This is a genomic window from Psychrobacter sp. Ps2, from assembly GCF_022129405.1.
Classification (GTDB): Bacteria; Pseudomonadota; Gammaproteobacteria; order Pseudomonadales; family Moraxellaceae; genus Psychrobacter.
This window is the reverse complement of the sequence record NZ_JADQAM010000030.1, coordinates 13,136-39,540: the sequence shown is the minus strand read 5'-3', so window position 1 is coordinate 39,540 and position 26,405 is coordinate 13,136. Positions and strand designations below refer to the sequence as shown.

Annotated in this window: 23 protein-coding genes; 10 read left to right on the top strand and 13 right to left on the bottom strand. The window is 42.9% G+C overall.

What is annotated here, in order from left to right; all coding sequences use genetic code 11:
* Positions 1-62 precede the first annotated feature (62 nt).
* Positions 63-1,253, bottom strand: coding sequence for an FAD-dependent oxidoreductase (locus tag I3254_RS01965; protein ID WP_238050757.1), 1,191 nt, complete (start codon positions 1,251-1,253; stop codon positions 63-65).
* A 377-nt stretch (positions 1,254-1,630) separates the two neighbouring features.
* On the opposite strand from I3254_RS01965, the gene I3254_RS01960 reads away from it, so the two are divergent.
* The 6 genes from I3254_RS01960 to I3254_RS01935 all read left to right on the top strand — a co-directional run bounded on the left by I3254_RS01960 (position 1,631) and on the right by I3254_RS01935 (position 7,288).
* Positions 1,631-2,587, top strand: a complete 957-nt coding sequence (locus tag I3254_RS01960) for an alpha/beta fold hydrolase (RefSeq protein ID WP_238050755.1) — start codon at positions 1,631-1,633, stop codon at positions 2,585-2,587.
* 224 nt (positions 2,588-2,811) lie between these two features.
* The gene (gene dapD / locus I3254_RS01955; protein ID WP_057760881.1) at positions 2,812-3,633 is read left to right on the top strand and encodes a 2,3,4,5-tetrahydropyridine-2,6-dicarboxylate N-succinyltransferase; all 822 of its coding nucleotides are present in this window, start codon (positions 2,812-2,814) and stop codon (positions 3,631-3,633) included.
* Positions 3,634-3,858: 225 nt separating this feature from the next.
* Complete coding sequence (gene queE, locus I3254_RS01950) at positions 3,859-4,590, top strand: 7-carboxy-7-deazaguanine synthase QueE (protein WP_238050753.1); 732 nt, start codon at positions 3,859-3,861, stop codon at positions 4,588-4,590.
* Positions 4,591-4,651: 61 nt separating this feature from the next.
* Positions 4,652-5,815, top strand: a complete 1,164-nt coding sequence (locus I3254_RS01945) for a multidrug resistance efflux transporter family protein (RefSeq protein WP_238050751.1) — start codon at positions 4,652-4,654, stop codon at positions 5,813-5,815.
* A 100-nt stretch (positions 5,816-5,915) separates the two neighbouring features.
* Positions 5,916-6,551 (top strand): trimeric intracellular cation channel family protein, encoded by a 636-nt coding sequence (locus tag I3254_RS01940; protein ID WP_057760886.1) that lies wholly within the window; start codon positions 5,916-5,918, stop codon positions 6,549-6,551.
* 71 nt (positions 6,552-6,622) lie between these two features.
* Positions 6,623-7,288, top strand: coding sequence for a trimeric intracellular cation channel family protein (locus I3254_RS01935; RefSeq protein ID WP_057760888.1), 666 nt, complete (start codon positions 6,623-6,625; stop codon positions 7,286-7,288).
* A 251-nt stretch (positions 7,289-7,539) separates the two neighbouring features.
* Here the strand turns inward: I3254_RS01935 and recJ are convergent, their stop codons facing one another.
* Positions 7,540-9,378 carry a single-stranded-DNA-specific exonuclease RecJ gene (gene recJ / locus I3254_RS01930; protein WP_238050749.1) on the bottom strand — a complete coding sequence of 613 codons (1,839 nt, stop codon included), beginning with the start codon at positions 9,376-9,378 and terminating at the stop codon, positions 7,540-7,542.
* A gap of 317 nt (positions 9,379-9,695) precedes the next feature.
* Between recJ and I3254_RS01925 the strand changes: the two genes are divergently transcribed.
* Both I3254_RS01925 and I3254_RS01920 read left to right on the top strand, forming a co-directional pair.
* Positions 9,696-10,211, top strand: a complete 516-nt coding sequence (locus I3254_RS01925) for a hypothetical protein (protein WP_101206415.1) — start codon at positions 9,696-9,698, stop codon at positions 10,209-10,211.
* Positions 10,212-10,395: 184 nt separating this feature from the next.
* Entirely contained in the window at positions 10,396-10,785 is a 390-nt protein-coding gene (locus I3254_RS01920) for a hypothetical protein (RefSeq protein WP_101206414.1), read from the top strand.
* Positions 10,786-10,883: 98 nt separating this feature from the next.
* On the opposite strand, the gene I3254_RS01915 is transcribed toward I3254_RS01920, so the two are convergent.
* From I3254_RS01915 to uvrB, 3 genes are all read right to left on the bottom strand, one after another.
* Positions 10,884-11,261 carry a hypothetical protein gene (locus I3254_RS01915; RefSeq protein WP_165597842.1) on the bottom strand — a complete coding sequence of 126 codons (378 nt, stop codon included), beginning with the start codon at positions 11,259-11,261 and terminating at the stop codon, positions 10,884-10,886.
* A gap of 300 nt (positions 11,262-11,561) precedes the next feature.
* Positions 11,562-12,614 carry a histidinol-phosphate transaminase gene (locus I3254_RS01910; protein WP_238050746.1) on the bottom strand — a complete coding sequence of 351 codons (1,053 nt, stop codon included), beginning with the start codon at positions 12,612-12,614 and terminating at the stop codon, positions 11,562-11,564.
* A 311-nt stretch (positions 12,615-12,925) separates the two neighbouring features.
* Complete coding sequence (gene uvrB / locus I3254_RS01905; protein ID WP_101206411.1) at positions 12,926-15,037, bottom strand: excinuclease ABC subunit UvrB; 2,112 nt, start codon at positions 15,035-15,037, stop codon at positions 12,926-12,928.
* A gap of 483 nt (positions 15,038-15,520) precedes the next feature.
* On the opposite strand from uvrB, the gene dps reads away from it, so the two are divergent.
* On the top strand, positions 15,521-16,003 hold the full coding sequence (gene dps, locus I3254_RS01900) for a DNA starvation/stationary phase protection protein Dps (RefSeq protein WP_238050744.1): 483 nt from the start codon (positions 15,521-15,523) through the stop codon (positions 16,001-16,003).
* A gap of 175 nt (positions 16,004-16,178) precedes the next feature.
* On the opposite strand, the gene I3254_RS01895 is transcribed toward dps, so the two are convergent.
* The 4 genes from I3254_RS01895 to I3254_RS01880 form a co-directional block, all read right to left on the bottom strand.
* Positions 16,179-17,267, bottom strand: coding sequence for a cation diffusion facilitator family transporter (locus tag I3254_RS01895; protein WP_238050742.1), 1,089 nt, complete (start codon positions 17,265-17,267; stop codon positions 16,179-16,181).
* Between the two features lie 195 nt (positions 17,268-17,462).
* Entirely contained in the window at positions 17,463-18,023 is a 561-nt protein-coding gene (locus tag I3254_RS01890; protein WP_101206408.1) for an acyl-CoA thioesterase, read from the bottom strand.
* A 324-nt stretch (positions 18,024-18,347) separates the two neighbouring features.
* Positions 18,348-18,758 carry a DUF2177 family protein gene (locus tag I3254_RS01885; RefSeq protein WP_201569847.1) on the bottom strand — a complete coding sequence of 137 codons (411 nt, stop codon included), beginning with the start codon at positions 18,756-18,758 and terminating at the stop codon, positions 18,348-18,350.
* A gap of 39 nt (positions 18,759-18,797) precedes the next feature.
* Entirely contained in the window at positions 18,798-19,700 is a 903-nt protein-coding gene (locus I3254_RS01880; protein WP_238050740.1) for a LysR family transcriptional regulator, read from the bottom strand.
* A gap of 108 nt (positions 19,701-19,808) precedes the next feature.
* Here I3254_RS01880 and I3254_RS01875 point away from each other — a divergent pair, with 108 nt between their 5' ends.
* A complete protein-coding gene (locus I3254_RS01875) occupies positions 19,809-20,981 on the top strand; it encodes an MFS transporter (protein ID WP_191113921.1) in 1,173 nt (390 codons plus the stop codon).
* A gap of 116 nt (positions 20,982-21,097) precedes the next feature.
* Here I3254_RS01875 and I3254_RS01870 read toward each other — a convergent pair whose 3' ends face one another.
* From I3254_RS01870 to I3254_RS01855, 4 genes are all read right to left on the bottom strand, one after another.
* Positions 21,098-22,549 (bottom strand): cyclopropane-fatty-acyl-phospholipid synthase family protein, encoded by a 1,452-nt coding sequence (locus tag I3254_RS01870; RefSeq protein ID WP_238050739.1) that lies wholly within the window; start codon positions 22,547-22,549, stop codon positions 21,098-21,100.
* A gap of 122 nt (positions 22,550-22,671) precedes the next feature.
* The gene (locus I3254_RS01865; RefSeq protein ID WP_238050737.1) at positions 22,672-23,691 is read right to left on the bottom strand and encodes a DUF1365 family protein; all 1,020 of its coding nucleotides are present in this window, start codon (positions 23,689-23,691) and stop codon (positions 22,672-22,674) included.
* An 84-nt stretch (positions 23,692-23,775) separates the two neighbouring features.
* Positions 23,776-25,500: an FAD-dependent oxidoreductase gene (locus tag I3254_RS01860; protein WP_238050736.1), complete on the bottom strand. Its 1,725-nt coding sequence runs from the start codon at positions 25,498-25,500 to the stop codon at positions 23,776-23,778.
* Positions 25,501-25,562: 62 nt separating this feature from the next.
* The gene (locus I3254_RS01855; protein ID WP_102092377.1) at positions 25,563-26,300 is read right to left on the bottom strand and encodes an SDR family NAD(P)-dependent oxidoreductase; all 738 of its coding nucleotides are present in this window, start codon (positions 26,298-26,300) and stop codon (positions 25,563-25,565) included.
* Positions 26,301-26,405: the final 105 nt, after the last annotated feature.

The following is a 26,405-nucleotide window of genomic DNA, read 5'->3' as shown; positions in this document are numbered from 1 at the left end:
CTGATTATCAATAAGCATTGACAACTAATCATATGGATTTTATGGTTTATTCCAAATGAGCATTAACCCTTATCCGCCTCTATGAAGCGTTTATCAATATACTTTTTGAGATGCCATACCCAGCGACCTTGTAGGTTTACATTACCCCAACTACCAATGGCGTATTTATCACCGCAAGACAGCAGATATAGCGTGCGTGACTTTGGCTGATAGCTCTTCATTATGCTATCTTTCAAATAGGCCAATAAATTATCGGCTTCGACAGCACCACCATGCACTGAATGAACCCCCGAGTGCGCCACGTATTTATCGATTCGTGTCGCCACATCACCAACCGCAAACACGTTAGGATGAGAGACGCTCTGTTGCTTATAGTTTACCGCGACAAACCCATCACCTTCGATTTCCAAATCCGTAGAAGCCGTCCATGCCGACCCTATGACGCCAGTCGCAGCGATGACAGCATTTATGGGCAATGATTTATGCGTAGTCAATAATTTACCATCGCGATAATCAGTCGCTCGTTCTCGAATTATCGTAATACCATGGCGATGTAACTGCTGAACAACCCGTTGTCGAAAGTCTGAGTTAAATCCTGACAATAGATTCTCACCGCATACTAATGTCACTTGGTGATTACGATTGATGTTCCGTAGCGCGACTTGGGCTGCCATCACCAACTCTATGGCTGCAGCACCTGCCCCAATAATAGCCAATTGATACTTTTCAGACTGCTGAGCGTCCTTTAGAATTCGCTGCCATTGGGTGATAAATGTTGATAATGGTCGTATGGCAATCACGCCAGTATTAGCAGCGCCAGTATTGTTATCGTCACTATCGCTTCTGTGCTCGTTGTAGCCATTGTGGTCAGGTAGCCAACGCATATCTGTATCTGCGCCCGTATTTAGAGACAAGACATCATAGTCAAAATCCGTTTGTTCATCGCCTGTCGTAACCACCTTGTTTGACGCTGCGTTTACTTGTACAAGCGATTGCTGAATAAAGCGCACGCCTGCTCGCACACAAAGCGATTTGATATCGATACTGATATCATGCAGCTGATAATGCCCTGCCATCCAACCCGGTAACATGCCAGAATATATCGTTTGCGGTTGCTCACTAATTAAATGAATGTCTGCCTCTATCGTATCGGCGTCCTTTAAACGCGCGGCGCTAAGTTGGCGCAACATGCCAATATGAGCATGACCTGCGCCTGCCAATAGCAGTGTCTTTTTCGATGAAAATTTCGTCATAGATGATTTTATCAAGGCGGTTAGTTGCTGTTAATATTTGATGGAATGTTGATTGATATAAATGACTTTAAAAACTCATTTAAAAGTATCATATAAATAAGACCAGTCTGTTGCGGGCAAACAGTAAGAGCGTAAATGACTTATGTGACTCATGTGACTTATACATATTCAACCATAGTCACTGCATCAACCGTTATTAGTAGAATGATATTTTGTATAACTGAATTAAAATCATAAAATAAGGTGAAATTATTTATCATCGCCCAGTACAATAGGACAGTATAAGAGCCGCAGGATAAATTGCGCTACTTGACTCATTATTTGAGAAATATCGTCAAAACCGTTAATGAAAATTATAAGTAATCAAGGAACATTACATGAGTACCAATATCGATACCAGTAACGATCACATTTTGTCTTCTGACAATATTCACTACTTGCACCATGACTTTTTTGAACCAAGTAGCAAAGACGTCGAGATTAGCGCGACTTTATTGATTGTGCATGGCATGGCAGAGCACAGCGGGCGCTATAGCGATTTTGCACAGTTTTTGGCAGATAATGGTATCGCTGTGGCGACTTATGACCATTTGGGTCATGGACAGACTATCAAGACTGAAGCCGATCTTGGGTTTTTTGGTGAAGAGCATCCGGTACAGTCGCTTTTGAAAGACGTGATAGTCATGGCCGATAGCCTAAAAGACCGTCATCCAGACGTCCCGCATTTTGTGATGGGTCACTCGATGGGGTCGTTTATCGTGCGCAATGTACTCAAGCATCATGCGCATAATTTCACAGGCGCCATCCTAATGGGTTCCGCAGACGCTAACCCACTGGCCAAGGTTTTACTACCTATTAACAAGCTACTGGCCAGAGTCGCCCCAAGACAACCGAATACAGTTTTTGCCAAGGTAATGAATAAAGTCCTGAACAGCCAACTATCTGATAGCAATTCGTCCTCACAGTTTGCCTGGCTGAGTGAAAATACTGCAAACATTGAAGCCTATGAAGCCGATCCTAAGACTGGTTTTGACTTTACCAATAATGGCTTTATGACATTGTTTACGCTCATGGATACTGGGCTGAATAAAAATTGGGCTACCACTATCGCCAAAAACTTCCCGATGCTGTTTATTAGCGGTGAAGATGATCCGATTGGTGAAATGGGTCGCGGTATACGTAGGGTTGTCACGCGTCTGGACAAACGTCATTTCAGTCATGTCGATATTCAGCTGTATCCTAATATGCGCCATGAAGTGCTGCACGAAAAGGATAAACAGACCGTTTATCAAGATATTTTAGAGTGGATAGAGACCAACACGGCAGACAATTAAATTATGATAAATGAGTTGTTTTGAGGGAGTATCTGAAAACAACTCATTCAATATTGTCACAATAAGACCCTCAACGCGTTTGCTAAAAGCGGTCAAATTAGCGACAATACGGCAAGCAAGTTTTTGGACCAAGCCATACTTTGAATTTTCTTTAGGCTGGGTCATATAAGTCTTTAACCATAACATTAAGATCACCCTCCCTTTCATTCATTTTAGGAACCTTTATGTCATTACAACAAACCATCGAACAAGCATTTGAAAATCGCAACGAATACAGCCCAGCCAATATGCCACAAGACGTGCGCGATGCTATCAACCAAGTACTTGAGCAACTAGATAACGGTAGCCTGCGCGTAGCAGAAAAGAAAGATGGCGAATGGGTTGTCAATCAGTGGGCCAAAAAAGCCGTACTATTGTCTTTCCGTCTAAACGACAACTACGTCCAAGCTGCTGGCGAACACGTACAGTTCTATGACAAAGTACCGACTAAATTTGCTAACTGGACTGAAGCACAGTTTAAAGAAGCAGGCGTACGCGTTGTACCACCAGCTGTTGCTCGTAGAGGTTCATTCATCGCAGCAGGCGCAGTATTGATGCCGTCATACGTCAACATCGGCGCCTATGTCGATCAAGGCGCAATGGTTGATACATGGGCGACTGTTGGTTCATGTGCTCAAATCGGTAAAAACGTGCATTTATCAGGCGGCGTTGGCATCGGTGGTGTATTAGAGCCATTGCAAGCAAACCCTACTATCATTGAAGACAACTGCTTCATCGGTGCGCGCTCTGAAATCGTCGAAGGCGTTATCGTTGAAGAAGGCGCTGTCATCTCTATGGGTGTCTACATCGGTCAATCGACGCGCATCTATGATCGCGAGACTGGCGAGATTCATCGTGGCCGTGTACCAGCAGGTTCTGTTGTTGTACCAGGTAGCTTACCGTCAGAAGATGGCACGCACAGCTTGTATGCTGCTATCATCGTGAAAAAAGTTGACGCGCAAACTCGTGCAAAAACATCAGTAAACGAGCTATTACGCTTAGCCTAAATATTTGGCACGTACCCTTGTTTATTGAAGAATATTGTTTTATATGAAGATGCTGGAGGATGACTCCAGCATCTTTTTTGCAGCTTAATATAACGCGTTACGTTATAATCCTCTTTTAGTTTGTCTTTATACAAACACAAAATCATTCGTACCATTCCCTGCCTTTTTATTACGATTGATAAGCGCTTCATCGCCTTATCGACCTTTAACTGTATTTGAAATATTATGAGTGAATCATCATTACGCACCGCCGCTATCCCTGTCACTGACCCTGAAGCAGGGTTGCGTCTGACTGAGATTTTTTATTCCCTACAAGGTGAGGCAATCACCTCAGGCTTGCCGACGATATTTGTGCGTCTAACGGGCTGTCCGCTGCGCTGCGTCTATTGTGATACTGAATATGCTTTTACTGGCGGCGAACGTCAATCATTAGAAACCATCATAGAAACCATCAAGGGTTATCCGTGCAAGCGCATCTGTCTGACGGGCGGTGAACCATTAGCACAGCCAAATGCCATTGAATTGATGAAACGTTTGCTGAGCGATGGGTATGAGATATCCCTTGAGACCGCAGGCGCGCTCACGGTAGAAAACGTGCCAGCAGCAGTCAGTAAGGTAATGGATCTCAAAACGCCAAGCTCAGGTGAGGTCGATAAAAATCTATGGTCAAACCTCGACCATCTCACTCAGCACGATCAAATCAAGTTTGTCATTATGAATCGTACAGATTACGATTGGGCAAAAGCTAAATTGACCGAGTATAAGCTAAACGAATTGGTCGGTACGGTGTGGTTCTCTCCGATGTTTAATGTCGCAGATGATGTCGATGAACAGCTTAGCCCTGAAGTACCTGTATTGGCGCGCGAGCTAGCAGAATGGATGTTGGCTGATGCCTTGCCAGTTCGCTTTCAGCTACAATTGCATAAGATCATTTGGGCAGATGCCAAAGGCAAGTAACTATCAGCAAGTAACAAACAGAAAGTGTGAATACGTAGAGCGCCCTGGATAAGGTAACGGTATGATCAAACTCATTTTATTGGGCTTGCTAGCAGGTGCGTTTTTTAGCTCAACATTTATCTTAAATGAGCTTATGAGTAGCGCAGGTGGACATTGGTTTTGGTCAGCGAGTCTACGCTATGTCTTTATGCTGTTGATTATTACTGCCATTATTGCGATGCAACATGGCTTTGGTCGTATTAAAGCGCTAATGAGGATTTTTCTACAGCATTGGAGCTTTTGGTGCATTACTGGCAGTATTGGGTTTGGACTGTTTTACACCGGTATTTGCTATGCCGCAGATCATGTTGCGGGATGGGTGGTAGCGGCTACCTTTATGTTTACCGTCGTCACCAGTCTGCTTGTGCTATTGGCATTTGGTCAACGTTTTGATAAAAAATTTATCGTATATGCTGTCATTGTCTTTATCGGTGTGGCGCTCGTCAATATCAGCGAAGGTCTGCATGCTGCTTCTATAACTGACACCGTCCCCATGTCTGACATGCTGCTGTACGGTGCGCTACCTGCTCTTATCGCCGCTTTTAGTTACCCAATTGGTAACCAGCTGGTTTGGCAGGCTTCTCACAATGCCCGCAAGCGCAATACTGAACTACAGAAGGCCGCAGAGTTGAACGCTCAACGAGCTAGCACTAGTGTTGGTATTGGTATTGATATTAACGATCAGAGTGAACCGCTCATATCCGAAGCTTATGATTTACCAACTACGACATATGATACTACCGATCTCGATAGCGTACTTCAAAGTAACAACACTGCGGCAACCTCATCCCTACAAAACTTAATTGCTCGCATTCCTTCTATCGAAACCACACTACTGCAAAATGCCTTTAACAAAGTGTGGCTAATGACTCTCGGGTGTTTGCCATTTTGGCTGTTTTTGGGCATTATAGTGCGCCCTGACCAGCCCCACCCCTCACAAATAATCAATACGTTGCTCGTTGCCCTATTAGCAGGCGTGGCAGCGACCACTATATTTTTGTATGCGCGCGAGCAAGCTGTTACTTCAAGCGAGGTTGCAGGCGTCGACTCAACCCAAGCCAGTGAAGTTATCTTTGCTTTAATTGGGGGTATATTATTGTTAGATAACGCCATACCTTCGGCGATGGGACTGGTCGGTATAGGGCTGATTATTGTAGGACTGATATTATTTGCAAAAGATGGCTAAATGGCACTGTAACACTACACCTCTTTCGTCAAATTTATGCATTGAATAGCCACCTAAAAAACACCTATCACTTTGATGATCTCGATTTGGCAATATAACCATGGGTAATGCTTTGATTTTTCCTGATATTCTATTATATTTATTGGACATGGTTGGCATTGTTGCCTGCGCGATTGCAGGGACTTTGCTTGCGCAGCATAAAGGCTTTGATATCGCTGGGTGTATTCTAGTGGCGATGGTCAATGCCATCGGCGGTGGAACATTGCGTGATATGGCTCTCGACCGTCATCCTCTATTTTGGATGACTGATCTTAATTACGTGATCGTTATCACGGTGACCTCTCTTATTTTACAAATCTTCTTTCATCTTTATCATAAGATTGATAATGCGTTAAAGCTCTTTGATGCCATTGGTTTGGCCGCTTTTAGTGTCATTGGTTTTAAGGTGGCCTTAACCCTAGACATGTCTCCCCTCATTGCTATTATGATGGGCGTCTGGACTGCCATTATCGGTGGTTTGCTACGTGATATCATTTGTAATGAGATTCCGCTAGTACTACAGCGTGAGATTTATATTACTGCCAGTATCGCAGGGTCTGTGACTTATTTATGCTTACAGTATTTCGGAGTCGGTGCCAGTCTCAACGAATTTATTATGCTGTTTGTGATCTTTGCAGTTCGTATGCTCGCGCTCAGATTCGACTGGCATCTGCCTTCTATTCGACTCGTAAACTGATTAATTGAGCAAAACTCTACTTAGATAGCCTTTGTTTGACTGACAATAATTGAAAATAGTGAGAACTGCCCATGTTGGCTATCGTATTGGACCCTACCGTACTGATCACTACTTTTGACCCGCGCTCTTTGATATATTTCTTTGATATGATTGGCATCATCGCCTGTAGCGTCTCAGGCACGATACTTGCCAAGCACAAAAACTTTGACGTCTTCGGCTGTCTGCTCGTGTCTATTGTCACTGCTATCGGTGGCGGTACGGTACGTGATGTCATTCTGGATCGCCATCCGTTATTTTGGATGGTAGATATGAGCTATCTGACCCTCATTACGATTTCATCGCTAGCGATGCAGATATTTTTTCATCCAAACTCCAGACGAGTGGATAAATTCCTCAAACTATCTGACACCATTGGCTTGTCAGCATTTACGCTGATCGGTATCAAAGTCGCTGATAGTATGGGTGCCAATGTGCCTGTAGCACTATTGTTAGGTGTGATTACCATCGTGGTTGGTGGCATCATTCGCGATATGATTTGCAATGAGATTCCATTGGTACTACAGCAAGAGATTTATATCACCGCAGCGTTGACAGGTGGGGTTCTGTACTTTGCTCTAAAGAATTTAGGCGTGACAGATTGGGTAGCTGACATCTCTACGATGAGTACGATTTTTACTTTGCGGATGCTAGCTATTCGTTACGATTGGCAGTTCCCCACATTAGAGTGGAAATACTGATACTAGGGCGTGTCTTCATTTCAAAGACAGTGATAGAAATGAGATAAATTGCCATCAAACAAGAAAAATAGCGCAGATAATATCGGGATATCAACCAGCTATTTGACGATGTTTGGCAAGATTTAGCCATTTTTAGCCCATTTAGATGACTATCGGGTGAATTGAAAACACGCCCTAAACTAATTGAGCGTCAATAATGCCAACGCGTCCATATTTGAGCGCGTTGGTATTATTGATTTAACATTGTCATTTTACCCCTGCTCTACCACAGCCAAATCTTTGACCATCAGCTGTAAGCTTTGTTTGCCATTCCATTCATTGATGTCTAGCTGAAATAACAAATGGACTTGCTTAGCACGGTAATCCCACGCCTCATTATCGAAGTTAAAGCAAATTGCCTCTATCGGATATTGAACGTCTGGATAACGCAGCGATAACTTAAGATGTTTGTCTTTTAAAATCTTAAAGCTCAGTACCTCAAACACACCATCAAATATTGGGGGTGCAAACCCATGACCCCAGATACTGGCATCGGCTAAATGCTCAGCAAACCATAAGCTAAAATCGCTTGCTTGCAAAGGTCCATCGGTGAATTTTTGCTCTGCAAATACCTCATCATCCATCTGAGCCATCACTTCATTAAAAGCGGTGACAAATGCCTCAAAGTTACGGCGCTTGAGTGTTAAGCCTGCTGCCATCGCATGCCCGCCGAAGTGACTGATTAAGTCTGGATAACGCTCAGCAACTTGTTCAATTGCATCACGAATATGTACGCCAGCGATAGAACGTGCAGAACCTTTAATGGCGCTATCTTCATCTGTTTGTTCAGTGTCTGCTGGTGCAAAAACGATGCTGGGTAAATAATGGCTTTCTTTTAAGCGACCAGCGACAATGCCAATGACTCCTTGATGCCAGTCATCTTGGTATAGAATAATACTACGAGCGCCTGTATTGTTTGCTTTAGCAGTAGAAACAGCTTGAGTAATTGTGTCATTGCTACTCACATTGTTATCGCTATCACTACTCACACTCTCATCGCTATTATCTTCATTAGCCAGTGCTTGTACGATACTATCAGCTTGCGCACGCATCTCACCCTCTACATGACGACGCGTACGGTTCAACTGCTCAAGCTCTTGTGCCAAACGTTGTGCGGTGCTCCAGTCTTCGGTTAATAAGCATTCGATACCAATGCGCATATTGTCCATGCGCCCAGCTGCATTGATACGTGGGCCTAATACAAAACCAAAATCCTGAGCATGAAGCTGCTTGGGATCGCGGCCCGCTTGCTCAAGCAATGCCAATATCCCCATACAGCAGCGGCCTTGACGAATAGCTGACAATCCGTGATGTACCAAGATACGGTTGTTTTTATCCAGTACCCCAACATCTGCAATCGTCCCAAGTGCGACCAAATCTAAATATTGGCTCACCTGTACCGTAGACTTGCCAGCTTCGCGGCGTAGCTTTGCTAAGCGTCCGAGCACATAAAATGCGACTCCAACTCCGACCAATGCCTTACTAGCAAAGTCACAACCTAGCTGGTTGGGATTGACCACCGCTTCCGCAGGTGGCGTCTCTTTGGTCGTGAGATGATGGTCGGTGATAATCACCGTGATACCATCAGCTTGGGCGCGTGCCACCCCTTCGTGACTTGAGATACCATTATCAACCGTCACTATCATATCTGGCTGAAAAGTCTCAATACCTAACTCGACAATCTCTGGCGTCAGGCCATAACCGTACTTAAAACGATCTGGTACTAGGAAATCAACGACCGCACCCATCTTTGTGAGCGCGCGCATCATTAAGGCTGTACTGGTGGCACCATCACAGTCAAAATCACCAACGATCAAGATACGCTGACGCTCATCAATGGCCACATCTAATAAGCGCACGGCTTCTGTGACACCGTGCAAGGCCTCAGCAGGCAATAGACCTGCTAAGCTAGTCTCCAGCTCATCAGGCGCAGTGATACCTCGCCCTGCATACAGACGGGCAAGCGTGAATGATTGAGCGGCAAATGGTTGCAGCGCGGTGGGCAACTCGTCGATGCGAGTGCTGGTATAACGGGGGGTTAAATTTAGCATGAGCGTATTCTACTGGCTTTAGTAGAGGGTCACAATGACAATTTATACTACCTCTGTATATCATTAGGCATTGTACAACTTGATGAATAATGCCCATATATTAGTGATAATTGAGACTGCCATTTTTATAGCTTATATAAACCACCTTCATTTAATCACTTACAAAAAAGGTGCACAGTGTGAGTAATTTCATTCATTTTGCTACAAAGCAATGATTGTAAGCCACGCATAAATCCATAAAATAGTAAGCAACTGAAGGATTTGTTATCTATTGAACTTTTTATCATTTATATTTTAATTATTTATAAGGACACTTTATGAAAACCACGCCACTTGCTGAAAAACTTCCAAATACGATCGACCCTAACCTAGACCTTGAGAAGGTTAAAAAAGAATGTCAGGGAATGGTAAAAAGACGCGCTAGAGTTTCTGCTGGTGTAGCGGTTGTGCCAGTACCATTTTTTGATGTGGCAGTTGACGCGGGGATGTTGACGCAGTTGATTCCAGAGATTAGTGAGCGTTTTGGTCTCATTGAAGACCGTCAATCAGCCATTAACTTGGAATCTCGCGAAGTGCATTGGAGCGCAGTAAAAGATCGTACTGTAGATTTCGCTGGACTCATGGCAACACGCGGTATCGTTAAGAAAACCATTCAAGGTTTCGGTGGTCGTATCGCTGCCAAACAAGTGACTAAGTTTATCCCACTTGGCGGTCAATTGGTTGCTGCGACTATGGGCTATACGATTTTTAAGAAAATCGCTAATGACCATATCAACGAATGCTATAAATTGGCGAAAGATATTCAGCAAAAAGAACACGGCAAAAATGTATAAATAAGCCGAATAGCTTAGTCTATATCAAGCCAGTTAAGTGATTACTTAGCTGGCTTTTTTGTGGTTAATACATATAGGTTATAGAGTTCTAAAATAAAATGCGCCTGTGGTTAATGATGTCATTGCTAGGTTTTACTGATAATATACAGCTTTATTTATGACAGACACCTTAAAGGACTAACTTATGAAAAAAATCTTGGCTTCAACGATGATGCTAGCGACTTTTGCCTTGGCGGGATGTACCTCAACAGGTACTACAAACAACGGTACAGGTACAGCAATCGGTACCGCAAACGAGATCGGCATGAATGTTTTTAGAGCTGCGATCGACAACCAATGCCGTAGCCAAATTGAAAAACAAAACGCATGGCGTGTTGCAAGCGTCGCCATGACAGAAGCACAGCAAGAATCTGTTAAAACCAATGTTTGTGGCTGTGTGAGTGAGCAAGCGCCACAGCAAGTGACGATTGTTGAGCTGGGCAATGCCGCGATTGACTCTCAGTACCGTACTCAGTTAGTCGCACAAGTCGTCGCCAAATCTCTACAGAGCTGCTATACAAGCTTTGTTCAATAGAACAATTAAGTTATTTATTAGAATAAAAAATAATAAAGAGGGTGCGTTATACATAATGCACCCTTTTTATTGCTAATAGATTAGTTCAATTAATTAGCCTAAAATTTATTTGTGTCAGCTGGTTGAGACGTTATAGAAGCAGTAAAAGGTAACGATTGGCTACGACGGAAATACTTCGAGGTGCTATCAATAATTTTATCTACTTCCTTAATTAAATCATTAATCACGTCATCATAAATACCATGATATAGCTCTTTTTCAAATGCTGTAAATGGGTGCTTGCGCGACGCTGAACCCACTTCAGTGACACCGTCTTTACTATAAAAAATATCTACGCGACCATCACTATTCAACACACAATTTAATAGTCCGCCTTCAATTTCCATCTCTACGCGTTCTGGCATAAAAATATAGTCATCTACATTGATAAGCTTTTTTTCTACTTCTCGTTTAAAAAATGATTTGATATCGAACATAGGTACATCCCTAACTTTATAATTATAAGATACGTGAGCATGCCGAGCACTGTGACTGTTACCCAGTATTCATCTGCGTGATTAACGGGTCATGCTTTACTCAGTTATCGTATAAGATAGTGCTAGATTATTTAAGGTGCGATATGTAAAACTGCGTTTGATGTTGGTAAAAATGTGCGATTGACTTTGAATGGGATATAGACCCAACGAAACAGAACCAGAAAAATAGACTCAACAAAAAAAGAAGCGACCAATAAGCAACTTCCCTTTTTTATTATCGAACTCCATTGACTAACTGAGTTAGACCCAGCCCTTCTCACGAAATGATTTGAGTACCTCTACAAATACTGCCATCTCATCAGGTCTGCCAAGTGTTAAGCGATTAAAGCCACTGATTGGCGCAAACTCACGCCCGACAGCAATACCATGCTCACGCATTCTGTCGATATAGGTTTGCACATCGCCTTGTATCTCATGAAATATAAAGCTTGCTTGTGATGGCAAATAGCGTAAACCAAGCTCATCTAATGTTTGCTCAACCAGTTGACGTGATTGATTGGCTGTACGTAAGCTCAATGCTAGAAAATCTTCATCATCTAGAGTTGCTAATGCAGCTACAGCGCCTGATAAGTTAGTATTATCAATCGAGATAAAAGCCTCTAGTTTGGCTATCATTTGCGGGCTAGCAACTGCATAGCCGACACGCATGCCAGCGAGTGCACATAGTTTTGAAAAGGTACGCACCACAACGATATTTTCAGAGTACTCCTCTCGTATCCATGCAACACCACTCTCAAAACTTGGATCAGTCACATACTCTGAATAAGCTTCATCTAATAAAAAGTAATGGTTACTTGGTGCACGCCCTACCCATTCTTTGAGCTTTACTGTGTCAGTAATAGTCGACGTTGGGTTGTTTGGATTGCACAGATAAAACAAGCTAATACCGTCAAAGTCATCAGCGACTTTTTGCATGCTTTGCAAGTCAAAGGCGTAGTTTTCAGTCATCAGCGGTACTTTTACCACAGGTACATCGATAGATGTCGCATATAACTCAGCATAGGCAAAGGTTGGATGCGGCACGATAACTTGGAATTTTTTGCCTTCTACTAATGCTTGATTTTGTAGCATTTGGACGACAGTACGAATATTTTCACTAGAGCCACTGCCCAGTGAGATTTGACTCTCTGTCACACCGTTTATCTCAGCAACTTTGGTAATCAGCGCCGCACGTTGGTCATCGGGATAGCGAAAGCTGATGTCTAAAGAGTCGATAACGGCTTGTTTGGCAGCATCTGACATGCCGAGTGAATTTTCGTTAGAGTTTAATTCTATTAAGTTGTTGGTAAGCACAATGAATAATACGCCTAGATTATGTCCATTCCAAAAATTCAGTCTATGTTTATAATGTGATCTATAAAAACAGTAAGCCTAGCCTACTAAGAACATTACACGTACTCGGCTTATTCGCTTATGACCTAAATTTTTGAAATGTTATATGGATGGTGAGATTTATGCGGATATGGTAAGTGGCAATGCGTTGTATTACAAGTATTCTGTACGTTCCGATATTGAATAAACCATAAAAAAGTGAGGTACTCAACAAGCACCTCACCTTCGCTATTGTTTAGCCTCTTTTTAGCTTCAATATTCGACCCAAGTTATCAGATTAAATGTGCTTTTAGCTCCAGCACTTTATCACGCGTTTTTGCTGCTTCTTCAAACTTCAAATCACGCGACATTTGCTGCATTTGCTTCTCTAATCGTTTGATTTCTTTGGCAAGCAGATCGGGGCTACGCAAGATATTGATATCGACATCTGGCAAGTTACTCTTAACTGGGATAGCTTGATTGTCATTGGCATCCAAACTTTCACCAGTATCAATCTTATCCGTGATACTACGGCGAGCACCTTTTGGCGTGATATTATGCTCAAGGTTAAAGGCAATCTGCTTATCACGGCGACGATCCGTCTCATCTATCGCCTTTTGCATACTTGGTGTAATACGATCAGCATAGAGAATGGCTTTACCGTTTAAGTGACGCGCTGCACGACCAATCGTCTGAATAAGCGAACGCTCTGAACGCAAGAAGCCTTCTTTATCAGCATCAAATATCGCTACCAAAGATACCTCAGGCATGTCCAAGCCCTCGCGTAATAAGTTGATACCGACCAGCACATCATGCACGCCAGTACGGAGCTCATGGATAATCTGCATACGCTCGACAGTATCAATGTCCGAATGTAGATAAGCGACCTTTACATCATACTCTTTGAGGTAACTGGTCAAATCTTCTGACATACGCTTGGTCAATGTGGTAATCAGTACACGCTCGTCCTTTTCACGGCGTTTGGTAATCTCTGATAGCACATCATCAACTTGTGTCAAGACAGGACGTATCTCAATCTCAGGGTCAATCAGACCCGTCGGACGGACGACCTGCTCTACGACTTGCTCGCTGTGCTCAAGCTCATACAATGCTGGCGTGGCACTGACATAAATGGTTTTGGGCTTAATGCGCTCCCACTCTTCAAACTTCATCGGGCGGTTATTCATCGCACTGGGTAATCTAAAACCATAATTGACCAAGTTTTCTTTACGCGATCTATCGCCTTTATACATCGCACCAATCTGCGAAACCGTCACATGTGACTCATCAAGGAACAACAAGGCATCTTCTGGAATATAATCAAACAACGTCGGCGGCGCTTCCCCTGATGGACGCCCAGAGAGATGCTGCGAATAGTTTTCGATACCGTTACAGTAGCCAAGCTGCTGAATCATCTCCAAGTCATATTGAGTACGCTCTTTGAGACGCTGTGCTTCAATCAACTTATTGTTGTCACGGAAGTATTCTAAACGCGGCTCTAACTCAGCACGAATCGTATGGCTGGCAGCTTCTAACTTATTACGCGGCGTCACATAGTGCGACTTTGGATAAATGGTAATACGTGGCACACTGCGTACCGTCTTACCCGTTAAAGGATCAAACCACGTAATCTTTTCAACTTCGTTATCGAATAAATGCACACGTACGGCTAGCTGCTCAGACTCAGCAGGATAGATATCTAATAGCTCTCCACGCAAGCGATACGTACCACGGCCAAAATCTAGCTCGTTACGTGTGTACTGCATCTCAACCAAACGCTTGATAGTCGCTGTACGATCGATGTTATCGCCTACAACGACATGCAATAGCATTTTTAGATAGCTCTCTGGATCACCCAGACCATAAATGCATGATACCGAAGCGACGATAATCGCATCACGGCGTTCTAGCAAAGCACGCGTGGCTGACAGGCGCATCTGATCAATATGATCATTGATGGCGCTGTCTTTTTCGATAAAGGTATCACTAGCAGCGACATACGCTTCTGGCTGATAATAATCATAATAGCTGACAAAATATTCGACCGCATTATTAGGAAAGAACGATTTGAACTCACCATATAGCTGAGCCGCTAACGTTTTGTTGTGCGCCATGATAATGGTCGGACGCTGAGTTTCAGCGATGACCTTCGCCATGGTATAGGTCTTACCAGAGCCAGTCACACCTAGTAGCAACTGCTCGTCCATGTCCGAATTGATACCGTTAACTAGCTTTTTGATGGCTTGCGGCTGGTCGCCTGCTGGCTCAAAGTCAGTCACCATCTCAAAGGCACGACTTGATATTTGCGTCCCTGACGCATTAACACCACTAATTTCAGCTTCGCCTTGGAGCTGAGTGGCCAATTGATTTAACTGACGCGATGAGCGCGGTTCAGGCATTCGCATAATGGTTTTCTTCTTCTTAAGGTTTATAACAATATGGGGTCTGAGCAGCGGTTTTTAAAGGAGAATAAGGAGTCTCATCCTATAGTTAAAACACTGTCTCGCTGCCCAAAAATATGAGTGTATAAAGGTAAGATTTATTAAAAGTTAAGGCTTAATAGTAGCGGATAAAACTTACATCGTTATAAAAAACGCACACAGTATTCGATAAATTTACAAAGCTTTTCACGGTTAACAGACTCGTTACACGACCACTCAACAAAGCCTAACACTCAAGGGTTCCAACACTGAGTTAAGCTGCTATTATCGTTCTTGAATTAATAAGTTGATGACTTTTGAGTATTAGTGAGCAGTACTAGTGAATAAATAGCTTTATAGCAATTCGTATCATTAGCTTTAACTTGATTGTCATCGAATAGAAGACCAATAAAAATACATTGAACTTTCATTCAATATAATAATTTTAAATAAATGACGGAGTAAAATATGAGAGAACGTTACGCAAGTGGTATTTCAGACGAAACTGCGAAAAAAATGATTAATTTGTTAAACGCTAACCTAGCAAACGTTATTGATTTAACCTTAGATGGCAAACAGTGCCATTGGAATCTACAAGGCACTGGCTTTATCGGTGTGCATCAATTATTAGATGAGACATCAGATCGTATCCTCGAAGTATCAGATACTATCGCAGAGCGCATTGTAATCCTAGGTGGCCAACCAAACGGTTTAGCAAGTCGAGTAGTAAAAGAGTCTATCCTAGATGACTACCCAACCGACATCACTGAGGTAGATCAGCATGTTCGTGAGCTAACAAGCCGCTACAAGAAAGTAGCCGAGACATTGCGTGAAGCAATTGCTACTGCTGGCGATGCAGGTGATGAAGACACCGCTGACTTATTTACAGAAGCTAGCCGTATCGTTGATAAAGACGCATGGTTCATCGGTGCAAACGCACCAAAGAAATAATAGCATTCAATTTGACTAGTCACTAAGTACTAGAGTTATAAAGTTATAAAGTTATAAAAAAAGCCGTCATGATTGACGGCTTTTTTGTGTTTAGCGTTTTGTTAATTTAAAAAGAATACTTAAAAGCATTCAATATGATTCCTCTACCACCTACTTAATCTATTAAACCTTTATATCAAATATTCTCTAAACTTAGGAGCTCAGCGTTAGGTTCAGACAGTGTCAAGATAGCCTCTTGAAAGACTGGGTTACCTCTAAACAGATTTTCAATCTCTTCAAACTTCTGAGCGATATGCTCTTCTTTTTGATTGCCGGCGATATCTACTGCCGCCACCATAAATATCTTTTTTGGGCCGACCCACTCTAGGTGCAGATAGGACACACTATCGATATCTGGATGATTTAGCAGCTCGCTTAAAACATATTCGTGCATACGGTCAGTGACTCTATGTCCGACTAAGAAATCTCGATTACGACTGATTAAGAATATGGCGACGACACCCAATAGTAGACCAACGATAATAGACCCTAATGCATCCCAATATGGTTCACCGGTATAAGCGTGCATCCCCATAGCAGCAGCGGCAATCACCAAACCGACAACCGCTGCTAAATCTTCAAAGAATACACCGCGCAACGTTGGGTTAGAGGTATCTACGACATAGCCAAGTGCACTGATATCAAGTGCTTCACCATGCTTTTTGCTTTGTCTGTAAGCCTGAACCAATGAGATTCCTTCAAGCACAAACGCCACTGCCAATACGATAAAGCCAATTGTATAGTTAGTCTCAGACTCAGTAGCGTTCCATTCCTTAATACCCGTATAGATAGAGACAATCGAGCCTGCCGTAAACACACCAAAAGCAGCAATCATCGACCAAACATAAGATTCTTTGCCGTAGCCTAACGGATGGCTTTTATCAGCAGGTTTGATGGATTTTTTTTCTGCGACGATGAGCAATGTACCATTGCCAGCATCCGCCCATGAGTGAGCTGCCTCTGCAATCATGGAGGCTGAGCCTGTCATAAAGGCGGCAACTGTTTTTGCGATTGCGATAACCAGATTGGCCCCGACCGCAATCAACACGGTAATGAGTGAGCCTGAATGCTCATCGTTGGTTTCAGGGCTTTGGTTAAGGGTATGTTTTAATTCAGGGTCATTTGGAATTTTAGGATTGCCCGCCCCACGTGCACGAGGTGTTTGCGCTTTAGGAGAGGCTGGTAAATGGCGCTGCGGATTAGCAATAGATGGCTTTAGACTCATGCTAGACTCACTGAAATAACGTATTGATAGTAGAATTTTTCGCCGTAGATAAATGGCTTGAAACATACATCAGCTTAAAATAAGCGCTCTACAATAACAGTGTCTTTTTAGTGAGTCGTTGTATGAATTATTAATTCAATAAAACTGGACAACTTTATACAATATACAATTTTAGATAGCTCTAAATAACTCGGGCTACTTTTCTACCTCAGCATTTTCTTCGTGTTCGCTAAACTGTTTATTAATTTCTTCAAAGTCGCAACTAGGACGATGTGAGCTCTCCATACGCAGTTTCTTTCGTTCTTTTGCTGCATCCGCTCGACATTGCTGCATCTTATTTTTGATATCGAGTGGCGGTGCGGATGTCGGTTTACCATTGTCATCGATAGCCACCATCGTAAAGTAACAGCTATTGGTATGACGAACAGTACGACCACGCACATCTTCTGCTTCGACGCGGATACCTACTTCCATTGAGGTGTTACCAACATAATTGACACTGGCTGCAAAAGTAACCAGCTCGCCCACATATATCGGCTCACGGAACATCACCTGATCGACAGACAGTGTCACCACATAGTTACCACTATAGCGACTGGCACAGGCATAAGCGACCTGATCAAGCATCTTGAGCAAATCCCCACCATGCACATTGCCAATGAAATTCGCCATATCAGGCGTCATAAGTACTGACATGTATAGCTCATGGTTTAATGGGGCTTTTTTGGCAGTGGAGCTGGTATTGTATTGCGGCATAATATTCCTTAATGGGTTAACACTTATTTATTATGTCTACCATTTATACAGCAGGTCGCCGTATAGCACAAACAGACCTCTGTCATTGGACAGTCTAAATTGTGTAAATCAGGGCTATTTAAACAGCGTTAGGGCGTGTCTTCAATTCAATCGATAGTCATCTAAATGGGTTAAAAATGGCTAAATCTTGCCAAATGGCGTCAAATAGCTGACTAATATCTCGATATTATCTGCGCTATTTTCCTTGTTTGACTGCGATTTATCTCATTTTTATCACCATTTTTAAAATGAGGACACGCCCTAGATAAGCCAAAATAATAAGCTTTAGGCCAACCAATGAAAGCGATACGCAAGCCATGCCACTATCGCACTCACTGAACCGGTCAAAATACCACCCCATACAAAGTCAACCAACGCTGTATCTAGCGTAAAGCCTTTATACAGTGCCAAATTGGTAAAGTCATATGTCCCGTAAGCCATCAAGCCAATCAGACCACCAAGCAAGAAGATATGACCAACGGATGCGCCAGCTTTGATTTGCGGATACAGAACCAAAATACAAAGTGCCAATATATAAAACATATAAAACACGCCAGCGGCCATCATGTTCGGTTCATCAGCCAATAGATGCCCAATACGCGACTCATAAAAGGCGCCTTTCATGGTCGTCAGCCAGACAGCATCGACACCCAAAAAGATAACTACAGCGGCGAGATAAATAAAAACGTAACCCATGATATTACCTCTTATAAAATGAATAAAAACGGATAAAATTTATAGTGTTAGTCTTGGTTGGACAAAGTCTAAAAATGCCAGAATACGCGAAGATACGGCACTGTTTTTGTAATATACCGCCTGTATGGCTTCACGGTTGTTTGGTCTGACTATCGCCTCAGGCAATATTTCAACCAATCTGCCAGATTCCAAGTCTTCACCAATCATAAAATGCGACAGTAAAGCAATCCCTTGGTGATTCAAACATAGCTGACGTAAGGTCTCGCCGCTACTGCCAGTCATATGAAAATTCAGTTTAACTGGAGTTTTTAATGGCCAACTATTTAGTTTTGATGCATCGTTAAAGCCAATTAATTTATGAGTGCTTAAATCCTCAATATTCAAATCATCAATATTAGCTACTTCATTATGCTGGTGTAAGTATTCAGGACTGGCTACTAGCCGCAGCTTACTTTTACCTAATAAACGTGCATGCAGATTTGAGTCTTTTAAGTCGCCAATTCTGATAGCCAGATCCGTCTTGTGCTCAAGCAAGTCGATGATATTGTCATGCGAGGTCAAATCAAGCGTAATATGCGGATACTGCTGCACAAACTCACCAACCAAAGGCGTCAGCTGATGCAATACAAACGGACTCGCAGCGTCAATTCGTAGATGCCCACTCGGCGCTTGTTTTAACAGCTTAATTGCCTCTTCACCGGTATATAACGTATTTAAACTCTCACGCGCATATCTAATAAAGACATGCCCTTCCTCCGTCAGCTCTAAGCGCCGTGTCGTTCTATTCAATAGCGTGCATTGCAGCGTATCTTCGAGTCTGGACACCGCACGAGATACTTTAGCGACTTGCTGATTCAGCAAGTTGGCAGCGCCAGTAAAACTGCCCGTATCCACTACAGTCAAAAATATCTCTATATCTTCTGTTTTAGCATGTCCCATCATCATGATGACCTTTACAAAATTGACAAAGGTATTTTGTCATTTGTGCTGTTTTTTGCAAATTATAAATCGGTCAAACTACGCGCATTATTTAATTATTAGGATGTCGTTATGCCACTCGCTTTATGGGCGCTTACTCTAAGCGCATTTGCAATTGGGACAACCGAATTTGTCATTGTTGGATTGGTACCAACTATTGCCGCAGATCTAGGCGTGAGCTTGCCTTCAGCAGGTTTGCTCGTAAGCCTATATGCCGTTGGTGTCGCTATCGGTGCCCCTATCCTTACTGCACTCACTGGTCGCTGGAATCGTAAAATAGTACTGATGAGCCTAATGGGTCTGTTTGTCATCGGCAACTTGCTGGCTTGGCAAGCACCCAGTTATGAAACCTTAATACTTGCCCGTATCTTGACCGGTCTGGCACATGGTGTGTTTTTCTCTATTGGTTCCATGATTGCTACTAGCCTTGTTAGTAAAGAGAAAGAAGCCAGCGCAATTGCCATTATGTTTACTGGGCTTACTGTAGCGCTCGTCACTGGCGTACCTTTAGGTACATGGATTGGACAGCATTTCGGTTGGCGCGCTACGTTTTTGGTCGTCTCAGTACTGGGTTTAATTGCTTTAATTGGTAGCGCCATATTGGTACCGAAAAACCTAAAAAAATCTATCCCTGCAACGTTCAAAGAGCAATTACAAGTCATTGTAAAACCACAGTTACTGCTGGTTTATCTCATGACGATCCTTGGTTATGGCGGTACGTTTACGGCATTTACCTACCTAGCACCTATCTTAGAGCAGCAGACCAAATTTGCGCCATCAGCAATCGGTCTCATCATGCTCGTATATGGCGTGTCCGTTGCTATCGGTAATATCTGGGGCGGAAAACTTGCAGATAAACGCGGCCCTATTAGTGCGCTTAGCATTATATTCAGCGCCTTAAGTGTCATTCTTTTACTGTTCACCTTTACTATGCAGTCCAAGATTGCCGCAGTGCTAACTATTCTGGTATGGGGTGCTTTCGCCTTTGGTAATGTACCAGGCCTACAAATCTATGTGGTTAAGCAAGCTGAAAAATATACGCCGAACGCTGTCGATGTCGCTTCTGGATTGAACATTGCTGCGTTCAATATCGGTATTGCACTGGGCTCAATTATCGGTGGTAGCGTGGTTGAAAATATGTCATTGCAAGACACGGCTTGGATCGGTGCTGTTATCTCTTTAATGGCATTAGCGGTCACACGCTATTCAGGTCTACGTGATAAGCGTGCCCTGCAAGCATCGTAGAGCCTTTCGGTTTAGAACTTTTCAATGTATAACTTCTCAACATACGGGTCTCAAACTGTAGATGCAGTATAAGACCCTTTGAATGTTATGAACAAACCATATCTATATGATTAGACTTATACTGAAGCGGTGTCTGTTCTATCTTCTTCACTAAATGTCTCATCGTTCAAAACCGTTTTATGATTTAAGACGGCAGATGGCAGATCAGAAAAATGTAGCGTATCAATGTTGTTAGGCTTCACCGCTGTAACTTGTACCACACCGATCGTGCGCTCCAAAAACCCACCTTCGCAATAGCAAAAGTAAAACTCCCATAGGCGGATAAAGGCATCGTCATAGCCAAGCGCTTGAATCTCTGCACACTGGGCCATAAACGCAGCACGCCAGTCACGCAGCGTATACGCATAATCAAAACCATAATCATGCAATTGTTTGACGACCATATCGGTTTGCTCAGTGAATTGGGTCGTCAGCTCTTGGTTTGAAAGCAGGCAACCACCTGGGAAGATGTGCGTTTGGATAAAATCGACTGAATCGATATAGTCTTGATAATTCTGATCGTTAAAGGTGATAGCCTGTAATACCATAAGACCTGTTGGCTTGAGTAAGCTATTACACTTAGCAAAGAAAGTCGGTAGATACTCATGCCCCACCGCTTCAATCATCTCGATACTGACTAGCTTGTCATATTGACCTGTCAACTCGCGGTAATCTTGCTTGAGTAGCGTGATTTTGTCAGACAGACCTGCTGCCTCGACTCGTCGCTTCGCTTCATCATACTGGGCATCAGAGATAGTCGTGGTGGTCACATGGCAGCCGTAATGCTTGGCTGCAAAGATAGCAAAACCGCCCCACCCTGTACCAATTTCGATCACATTATCATCAGCACTAAGCTGTAAACGTTGGCATATAAGCGACAGTTTGTGCTGCTGAGCATCGCTAAGCGTCACGTCAGGCGTAGGATAGACTGCTGATGAATACATCATCGTATCGTCCAAAAACCGCTCATACATGTCATTACCCAAATCATAATGCGCTAGGATATTGGATTTGGAGCCAGATTTGTCATTGCTACGAAGCTGATGCTTCGCTTTTTCAAATGCTTTACTAATACCAGCAAAACGATTTTCTAGTTTATTGAGCACTGCTAAGTTACGAGCCGCCAAACGAATCAAACCTGTTAGATCATCCGTATCCCATTCACCATTGATATAACTGTCTGCTAGCGCGATAGAGCCACCAAGTAATAGCTGACGATAGACAGCGCTATCATGAATCTGTAGCGTCACATGTAGCGAATGGCGACCAACCGCCGAGCTACTAGCATCGTTAGTAGCTACTTTACCAAAACTTCTTGTCTTAGGTTCCTGCTCGTCAAACGTTTCAATCAGCGTGAGGCTACCAAACTGAACATGCTGTAACGCACGAAATATAAGCTTTCTCGCTAAGTTATTCACACTATTGCTGACTGGCTGTAGTACAGCACTTTCATTAACCACTTTGCTCACACGAGCAGTTAATTTTTCTAGTTTTGTGACTGGTGCTCGATCGGTCGGTCGTGCTGGCATCGTGTATTTATCCTTGTTTAAATGCTTTGTTTTTTAGTGATTCATTTTTAGTATTACATTGACAAAATTTTTGGATTGTTGATATTTGAAAATTGCTGTAACTGTAAGACATCTTTTTGCGATCAAGACTGCTGGCTGCTTTTCTGTTGACTGTCGGCCAATTTTTCATCGTAGTTGATATATGGCACTTTTTTTATCGCATAGAGCTTGAACGCGTGCCAATAAATACGGGTTAATGATGTCATATTCATCAAAGGGTTTTTTCGCAAGCTATGACGAACAGCCTCTTCTGTCATCGGTACGCCTGATATCTTTATACCAGTTTTTAGAACTTCACCGCGCTCATCGCTGATATTGATAGCGATACGCACTTGTAAGCCAGTATTAGGCAGCTCATCCGTTTTAGTACCTTTTACCGTAACCTGCCAGCGGTACAGCTGGTCAATAGGGTTAAAAGGTGATACGTGAAAGTCCTTGTCACGACAGAACTCAGTATTCTCTCCTTCTAACAGAAACCCGTAGTAATGACGCTTGTCCCATGGCGTATTAGACACCTCAGCTAATAGATGAGTGGGCGTTTGCTGCGCATTAAACCCCAAGTAAAAATTGACTGGGCTAAAGTACATGCCAGCATTACGGCAGACGAGCAATCCCAACATATCGCCTTCAGGTGCGCTACCTGCATGTTTTTCAAATGCCTGGCTTAGACGTTTTTTCAGCGTTTGAACAGACTCTACATTACTATCAAGTTTTTTATCATTGCTTAGGCTATTATTACTCTGTATGTCAGTATGCTGTAGATAATCATTAGGACAGAATCGTTGTAGCGCCTTTTTCTTTGTTGAAAATAGAGGCAGACCTTGCGCTAGTAGCTTTTTCGGTAATACTTTACGCAATGGTAATTTTTCTAAAAACTTACTCTCGTCAAATGACGCCGTGCTAATTTCAGGAAGCTCCTTCCCTTTCGCAAGCACGCTAATATTAACGCCCCAATAGCGATAAGGGTAAACGAATTTATTTACACTAGGTAGCAGCCGACTGTGCCATGTCGTACCCTCAAACAGCTGATGCGGCAATGCATTTGTATCATAAGAATACTCATGACTTGGCATAGTATTGGTATCTTGAGCGGACGTGGTCATAAATAGTCTCTTGGGTAACGGTGTGCTTTTCGTATGGCGAATCTTTCAAAACACTTAGAATACATAATGGCGTTAATCGTCATATTATTTGGTTTTACGGCGACCGAATAAGCCACGTTTCTTATATCGGCTCGTCTCAGCAGTTGAACTCTGCAAACGATTAGCATACTCAACCAGCTCCTGATTAGTAGTCGCAGTGATAATTTGACGCTTATCAAGTTTGCGTGCCTTTGTGTCAGCCTTTATCGGCAAGTCTTTATAACGAAACGGCGTATGTGCACTATCCGTATTAGGCAAATGCGCTGGATCAACCTCATCTTTTATATCGATATCATGGCCGAGCGCCTGACATACACGTAGACCGCTGCGTACGCCATCTTCATGAAAGCCATTAAACCAATATGCCCCGCAAAAATGCGTGTGCAACCCAGCGCCAGAGATGCTTGACCATTTGGTTTGCGCCTCAATCATCTTTAGATCGAACACTGGATGACTATAATCAATGCTTTTGACGATTTGCTTATCATCGACTTCATGATTAAGCGTAACCAAATAATTATGCTTCTTGGTCAGACGCTGCAAGATATTCATATGATACGTTAGCACTGGTTTTTCAGGTGGTTGTGTATTTACGCCAGCTTGATTCTTGTCTGTCACATTGGCTGAAGTTTTTTCATCGATAAGGTAATTCCAGCTTGCCCATGCCAGTGGCTTCTTAGGTAAGACACTCGTATCGGTGTGCAATACTGCCGTGTTTTTGGTAAAGCGGAAGTGACTCAGCACCTCTGACTCATCGGTACTGGCATCTTTTAGAATCTTCAATGCGGTGTCTGCATGGCAGGCAAAAATGACTTCATCGAATACAAGATTTTCGCTACGATTGTCAGCGTTACCTTTATCCTGCACTGTCAAAGCATTCTGTACTGTCAAAATCACTTGCTCACCATCACGCGTCACAGACTGTACTGGACTGTTAACTCGCACTTTACCGCCCGCTTTGATAAAGCGTGGGATCAGTTTATTAACGTATTGTTTTGAGCCACCTTTGATCGTAAACCATTGCGGACGATTGACCACATCGAGCAAGCCATGATTGTCAAAGAATTGCGCAAAAAACACCAATGGGAAATCTTGTACTTCATCCAGACTGGTTGACCAAATGGCTGAGACCATCGGTAGCAGATAATTATTGGTCAATAGCTGACCATAGTTTTTTTGTGCTAGATAACCACCGAGTGTCTGCTCAGTAAGTCCGCTAATGTCTTGCCCCGCAGCACGCGCATTATCATAATCTTGACGTAGCTGCTTAATGTGCTTATTAAACTGCAAGATATCTTTGATAAATTGCCAAAATTTCGGATTGAGTACGTTTTTGCGCTGCGATAATAAGGTGTTGAGCGTATGCCCATTGTATTCAAAATGACGTGCAGTGTTTTTGACAGAAAAGCTCATGTCCGTTGCCTGAAAAGGCACCTGTAACTCATGAAGCAAACGAAAGAAGTTCGGGTATGTGCGCTCATTAAAAACAATAAATCCTGTATCTATCGCACTACTCTCTACATTGCTACTCTTTGCTTTTCTACCGTCTTGTAGCACCACATCAATCGTGTTTACATGCCCGCCGATATAATCATTGGCTTCAAATACCGTCACATCATGTTGCGTACCTAAATAATGGGCGCATGTCAGTCCTGATACACCTGAGCCGATGATAGCAATACGTTTTTGGGCAGTCTGATGGTCAGAATCTGTTGCAGCATCGGTAGCATTTTTTTGGTTACTTGCACGCTTGAAACGAGTAAACGGCATAAAAGCATTCCCTTCTGTATTTTTCTGTCGATATGATGGCTGAGAGTTCTACTGATAGTAGATTATTTTTTATTAAGTTTTTCACTAACTTGCTGCCAGACCAAATCAGGCAACGTACCTAAGGCTTTTAATGGCATAGTTAATTTCTTTGGGAATTCAATCACCTCATGCCCGCTTTCGATACCGTCACGTATGGCTTGACTTGCCTGCGCTGGCGTCTGGATAAATGGCATCGGAAAGTCATTCTGTTTGGTCATCGGTGTCTCAACAAAACCAGGTACGACTAAGCTAACTGACACATCATGCGGAGCAAGGCTAATCTGTAAGGTCTTCATCAGATAATGGATAGCAGCTTTTGAGCTACCATAAGCTTCAGCGCGCGCAAAAGGCACATAAGCAGACGCTGAACCGATACCGACCAAGCGACCTTTTGAAGCGATTAGCTTTGGCAATACCCCTTCGATCGCATGGGACAAGGTACCCATGTTGACCGACATTACTTTCATAAACACACTGCTATCAAAGTTCGGCATATCTAAGTACTCGCACATGCCAGCACCGCAAATTGCTAGATCGATATTGTCGATTTTTTCAAAAGCTTTGATGACCTTTTCTCGATCCATGAGGTCTAAATCAATCGTTTCTGCGCCTAACGCCTTAAGCTCAGCCAACGCTTCGTCGTCACGGCCAACTGCATATACATGATGATCCGCTAGCAGATAGTCTTTTGCCAACTGCTTACCAATGCCTGACGTCGCCCCAGTAATGAGAATATGTAATTTTTCAGTAGAATCTGTCATCGTAAACATCCTTTTTGAGTATTCTTATCTTTTTAAGTATTTTCATAATATGGAATTAATGCTCTTAAACTGATTACCTAATAAAACCTTAGATTTTTGATAACA

Bases quoted from the DNA above. Each gene is read 5' to 3' on its own strand.
- I3254_RS01965 (WP_238050757.1), bottom strand. From the start codon at position 1,253: ATGACGAAATTTTCATCGAAAAAGACACTGCTATTGGCAGGCGCAGGT.
- I3254_RS01960 (WP_238050755.1), top strand. From the start codon at position 1,631: ATGAGTACCAATATCGATACCAGTAACGATCACATTTTGTCTTCTGAC.
- dapD (WP_057760881.1), top strand. From the start codon at position 2,812: ATGTCATTACAACAAACCATCGAACAAGCATTTGAAAATCGCAACGAA.
- queE (WP_238050753.1), top strand. From the start codon at position 3,859: ATGAGTGAATCATCATTACGCACCGCCGCTATCCCTGTCACTGACCCT.
- I3254_RS01945 (WP_238050751.1), top strand. From the start codon at position 4,652: ATGATCAAACTCATTTTATTGGGCTTGCTAGCAGGTGCGTTTTTTAGC.
- I3254_RS01940 (WP_057760886.1), top strand. From the start codon at position 5,916: ATGGGTAATGCTTTGATTTTTCCTGATATTCTATTATATTTATTGGAC.
- I3254_RS01935 (WP_057760888.1), top strand. From the start codon at position 6,623: ATGTTGGCTATCGTATTGGACCCTACCGTACTGATCACTACTTTTGAC.
- recJ (WP_238050749.1), bottom strand. From the start codon at position 9,378: ATGCTAAATTTAACCCCCCGTTATACCAGCACTCGCATCGACGAGTTG.
- I3254_RS01925 (WP_101206415.1), top strand. From the start codon at position 9,696: ATGAAAACCACGCCACTTGCTGAAAAACTTCCAAATACGATCGACCCT.
- I3254_RS01920 (WP_101206414.1), top strand. From the start codon at position 10,396: ATGAAAAAAATCTTGGCTTCAACGATGATGCTAGCGACTTTTGCCTTG.
- I3254_RS01915 (WP_165597842.1), bottom strand. From the start codon at position 11,261: ATGTTCGATATCAAATCATTTTTTAAACGAGAAGTAGAAAAAAAGCTT.
- uvrB (WP_101206411.1), bottom strand. From the start codon at position 15,037: ATGCGAATGCCTGAACCGCGCTCATCGCGTCAGTTAAATCAATTGGCC.
- dps (WP_238050744.1), top strand. From the start codon at position 15,521: ATGAGAGAACGTTACGCAAGTGGTATTTCAGACGAAACTGCGAAAAAA.
- I3254_RS01895 (WP_238050742.1), bottom strand. From the start codon at position 17,267: ATGAGTCTAAAGCCATCTATTGCTAATCCGCAGCGCCATTTACCAGCC.
- I3254_RS01890 (WP_101206408.1), bottom strand. From the start codon at position 18,023: ATGCCGCAATACAATACCAGCTCCACTGCCAAAAAAGCCCCATTAAAC.
- I3254_RS01885 (WP_201569847.1), bottom strand. From the start codon at position 18,758: ATGGGTTACGTTTTTATTTATCTCGCCGCTGTAGTTATCTTTTTGGGT.
- I3254_RS01880 (WP_238050740.1), bottom strand. From the start codon at position 19,700: ATGATGGGACATGCTAAAACAGAAGATATAGAGATATTTTTGACTGTA.
- I3254_RS01875 (WP_191113921.1), top strand. From the start codon at position 19,809: ATGCCACTCGCTTTATGGGCGCTTACTCTAAGCGCATTTGCAATTGGG.
- I3254_RS01870 (WP_238050739.1), bottom strand. From the start codon at position 22,549: ATGCCAGCACGACCGACCGATCGAGCACCAGTCACAAAACTAGAAAAA.
- I3254_RS01865 (WP_238050737.1), bottom strand. From the start codon at position 23,691: ATGACCACGTCCGCTCAAGATACCAATACTATGCCAAGTCATGAGTAT.
- I3254_RS01860 (WP_238050736.1), bottom strand. From the start codon at position 25,500: ATGCCGTTTACTCGTTTCAAGCGTGCAAGTAACCAAAAAAATGCTACC.
- I3254_RS01855 (WP_102092377.1), bottom strand. From the start codon at position 26,300: ATGACAGATTCTACTGAAAAATTACATATTCTCATTACTGGGGCGACG.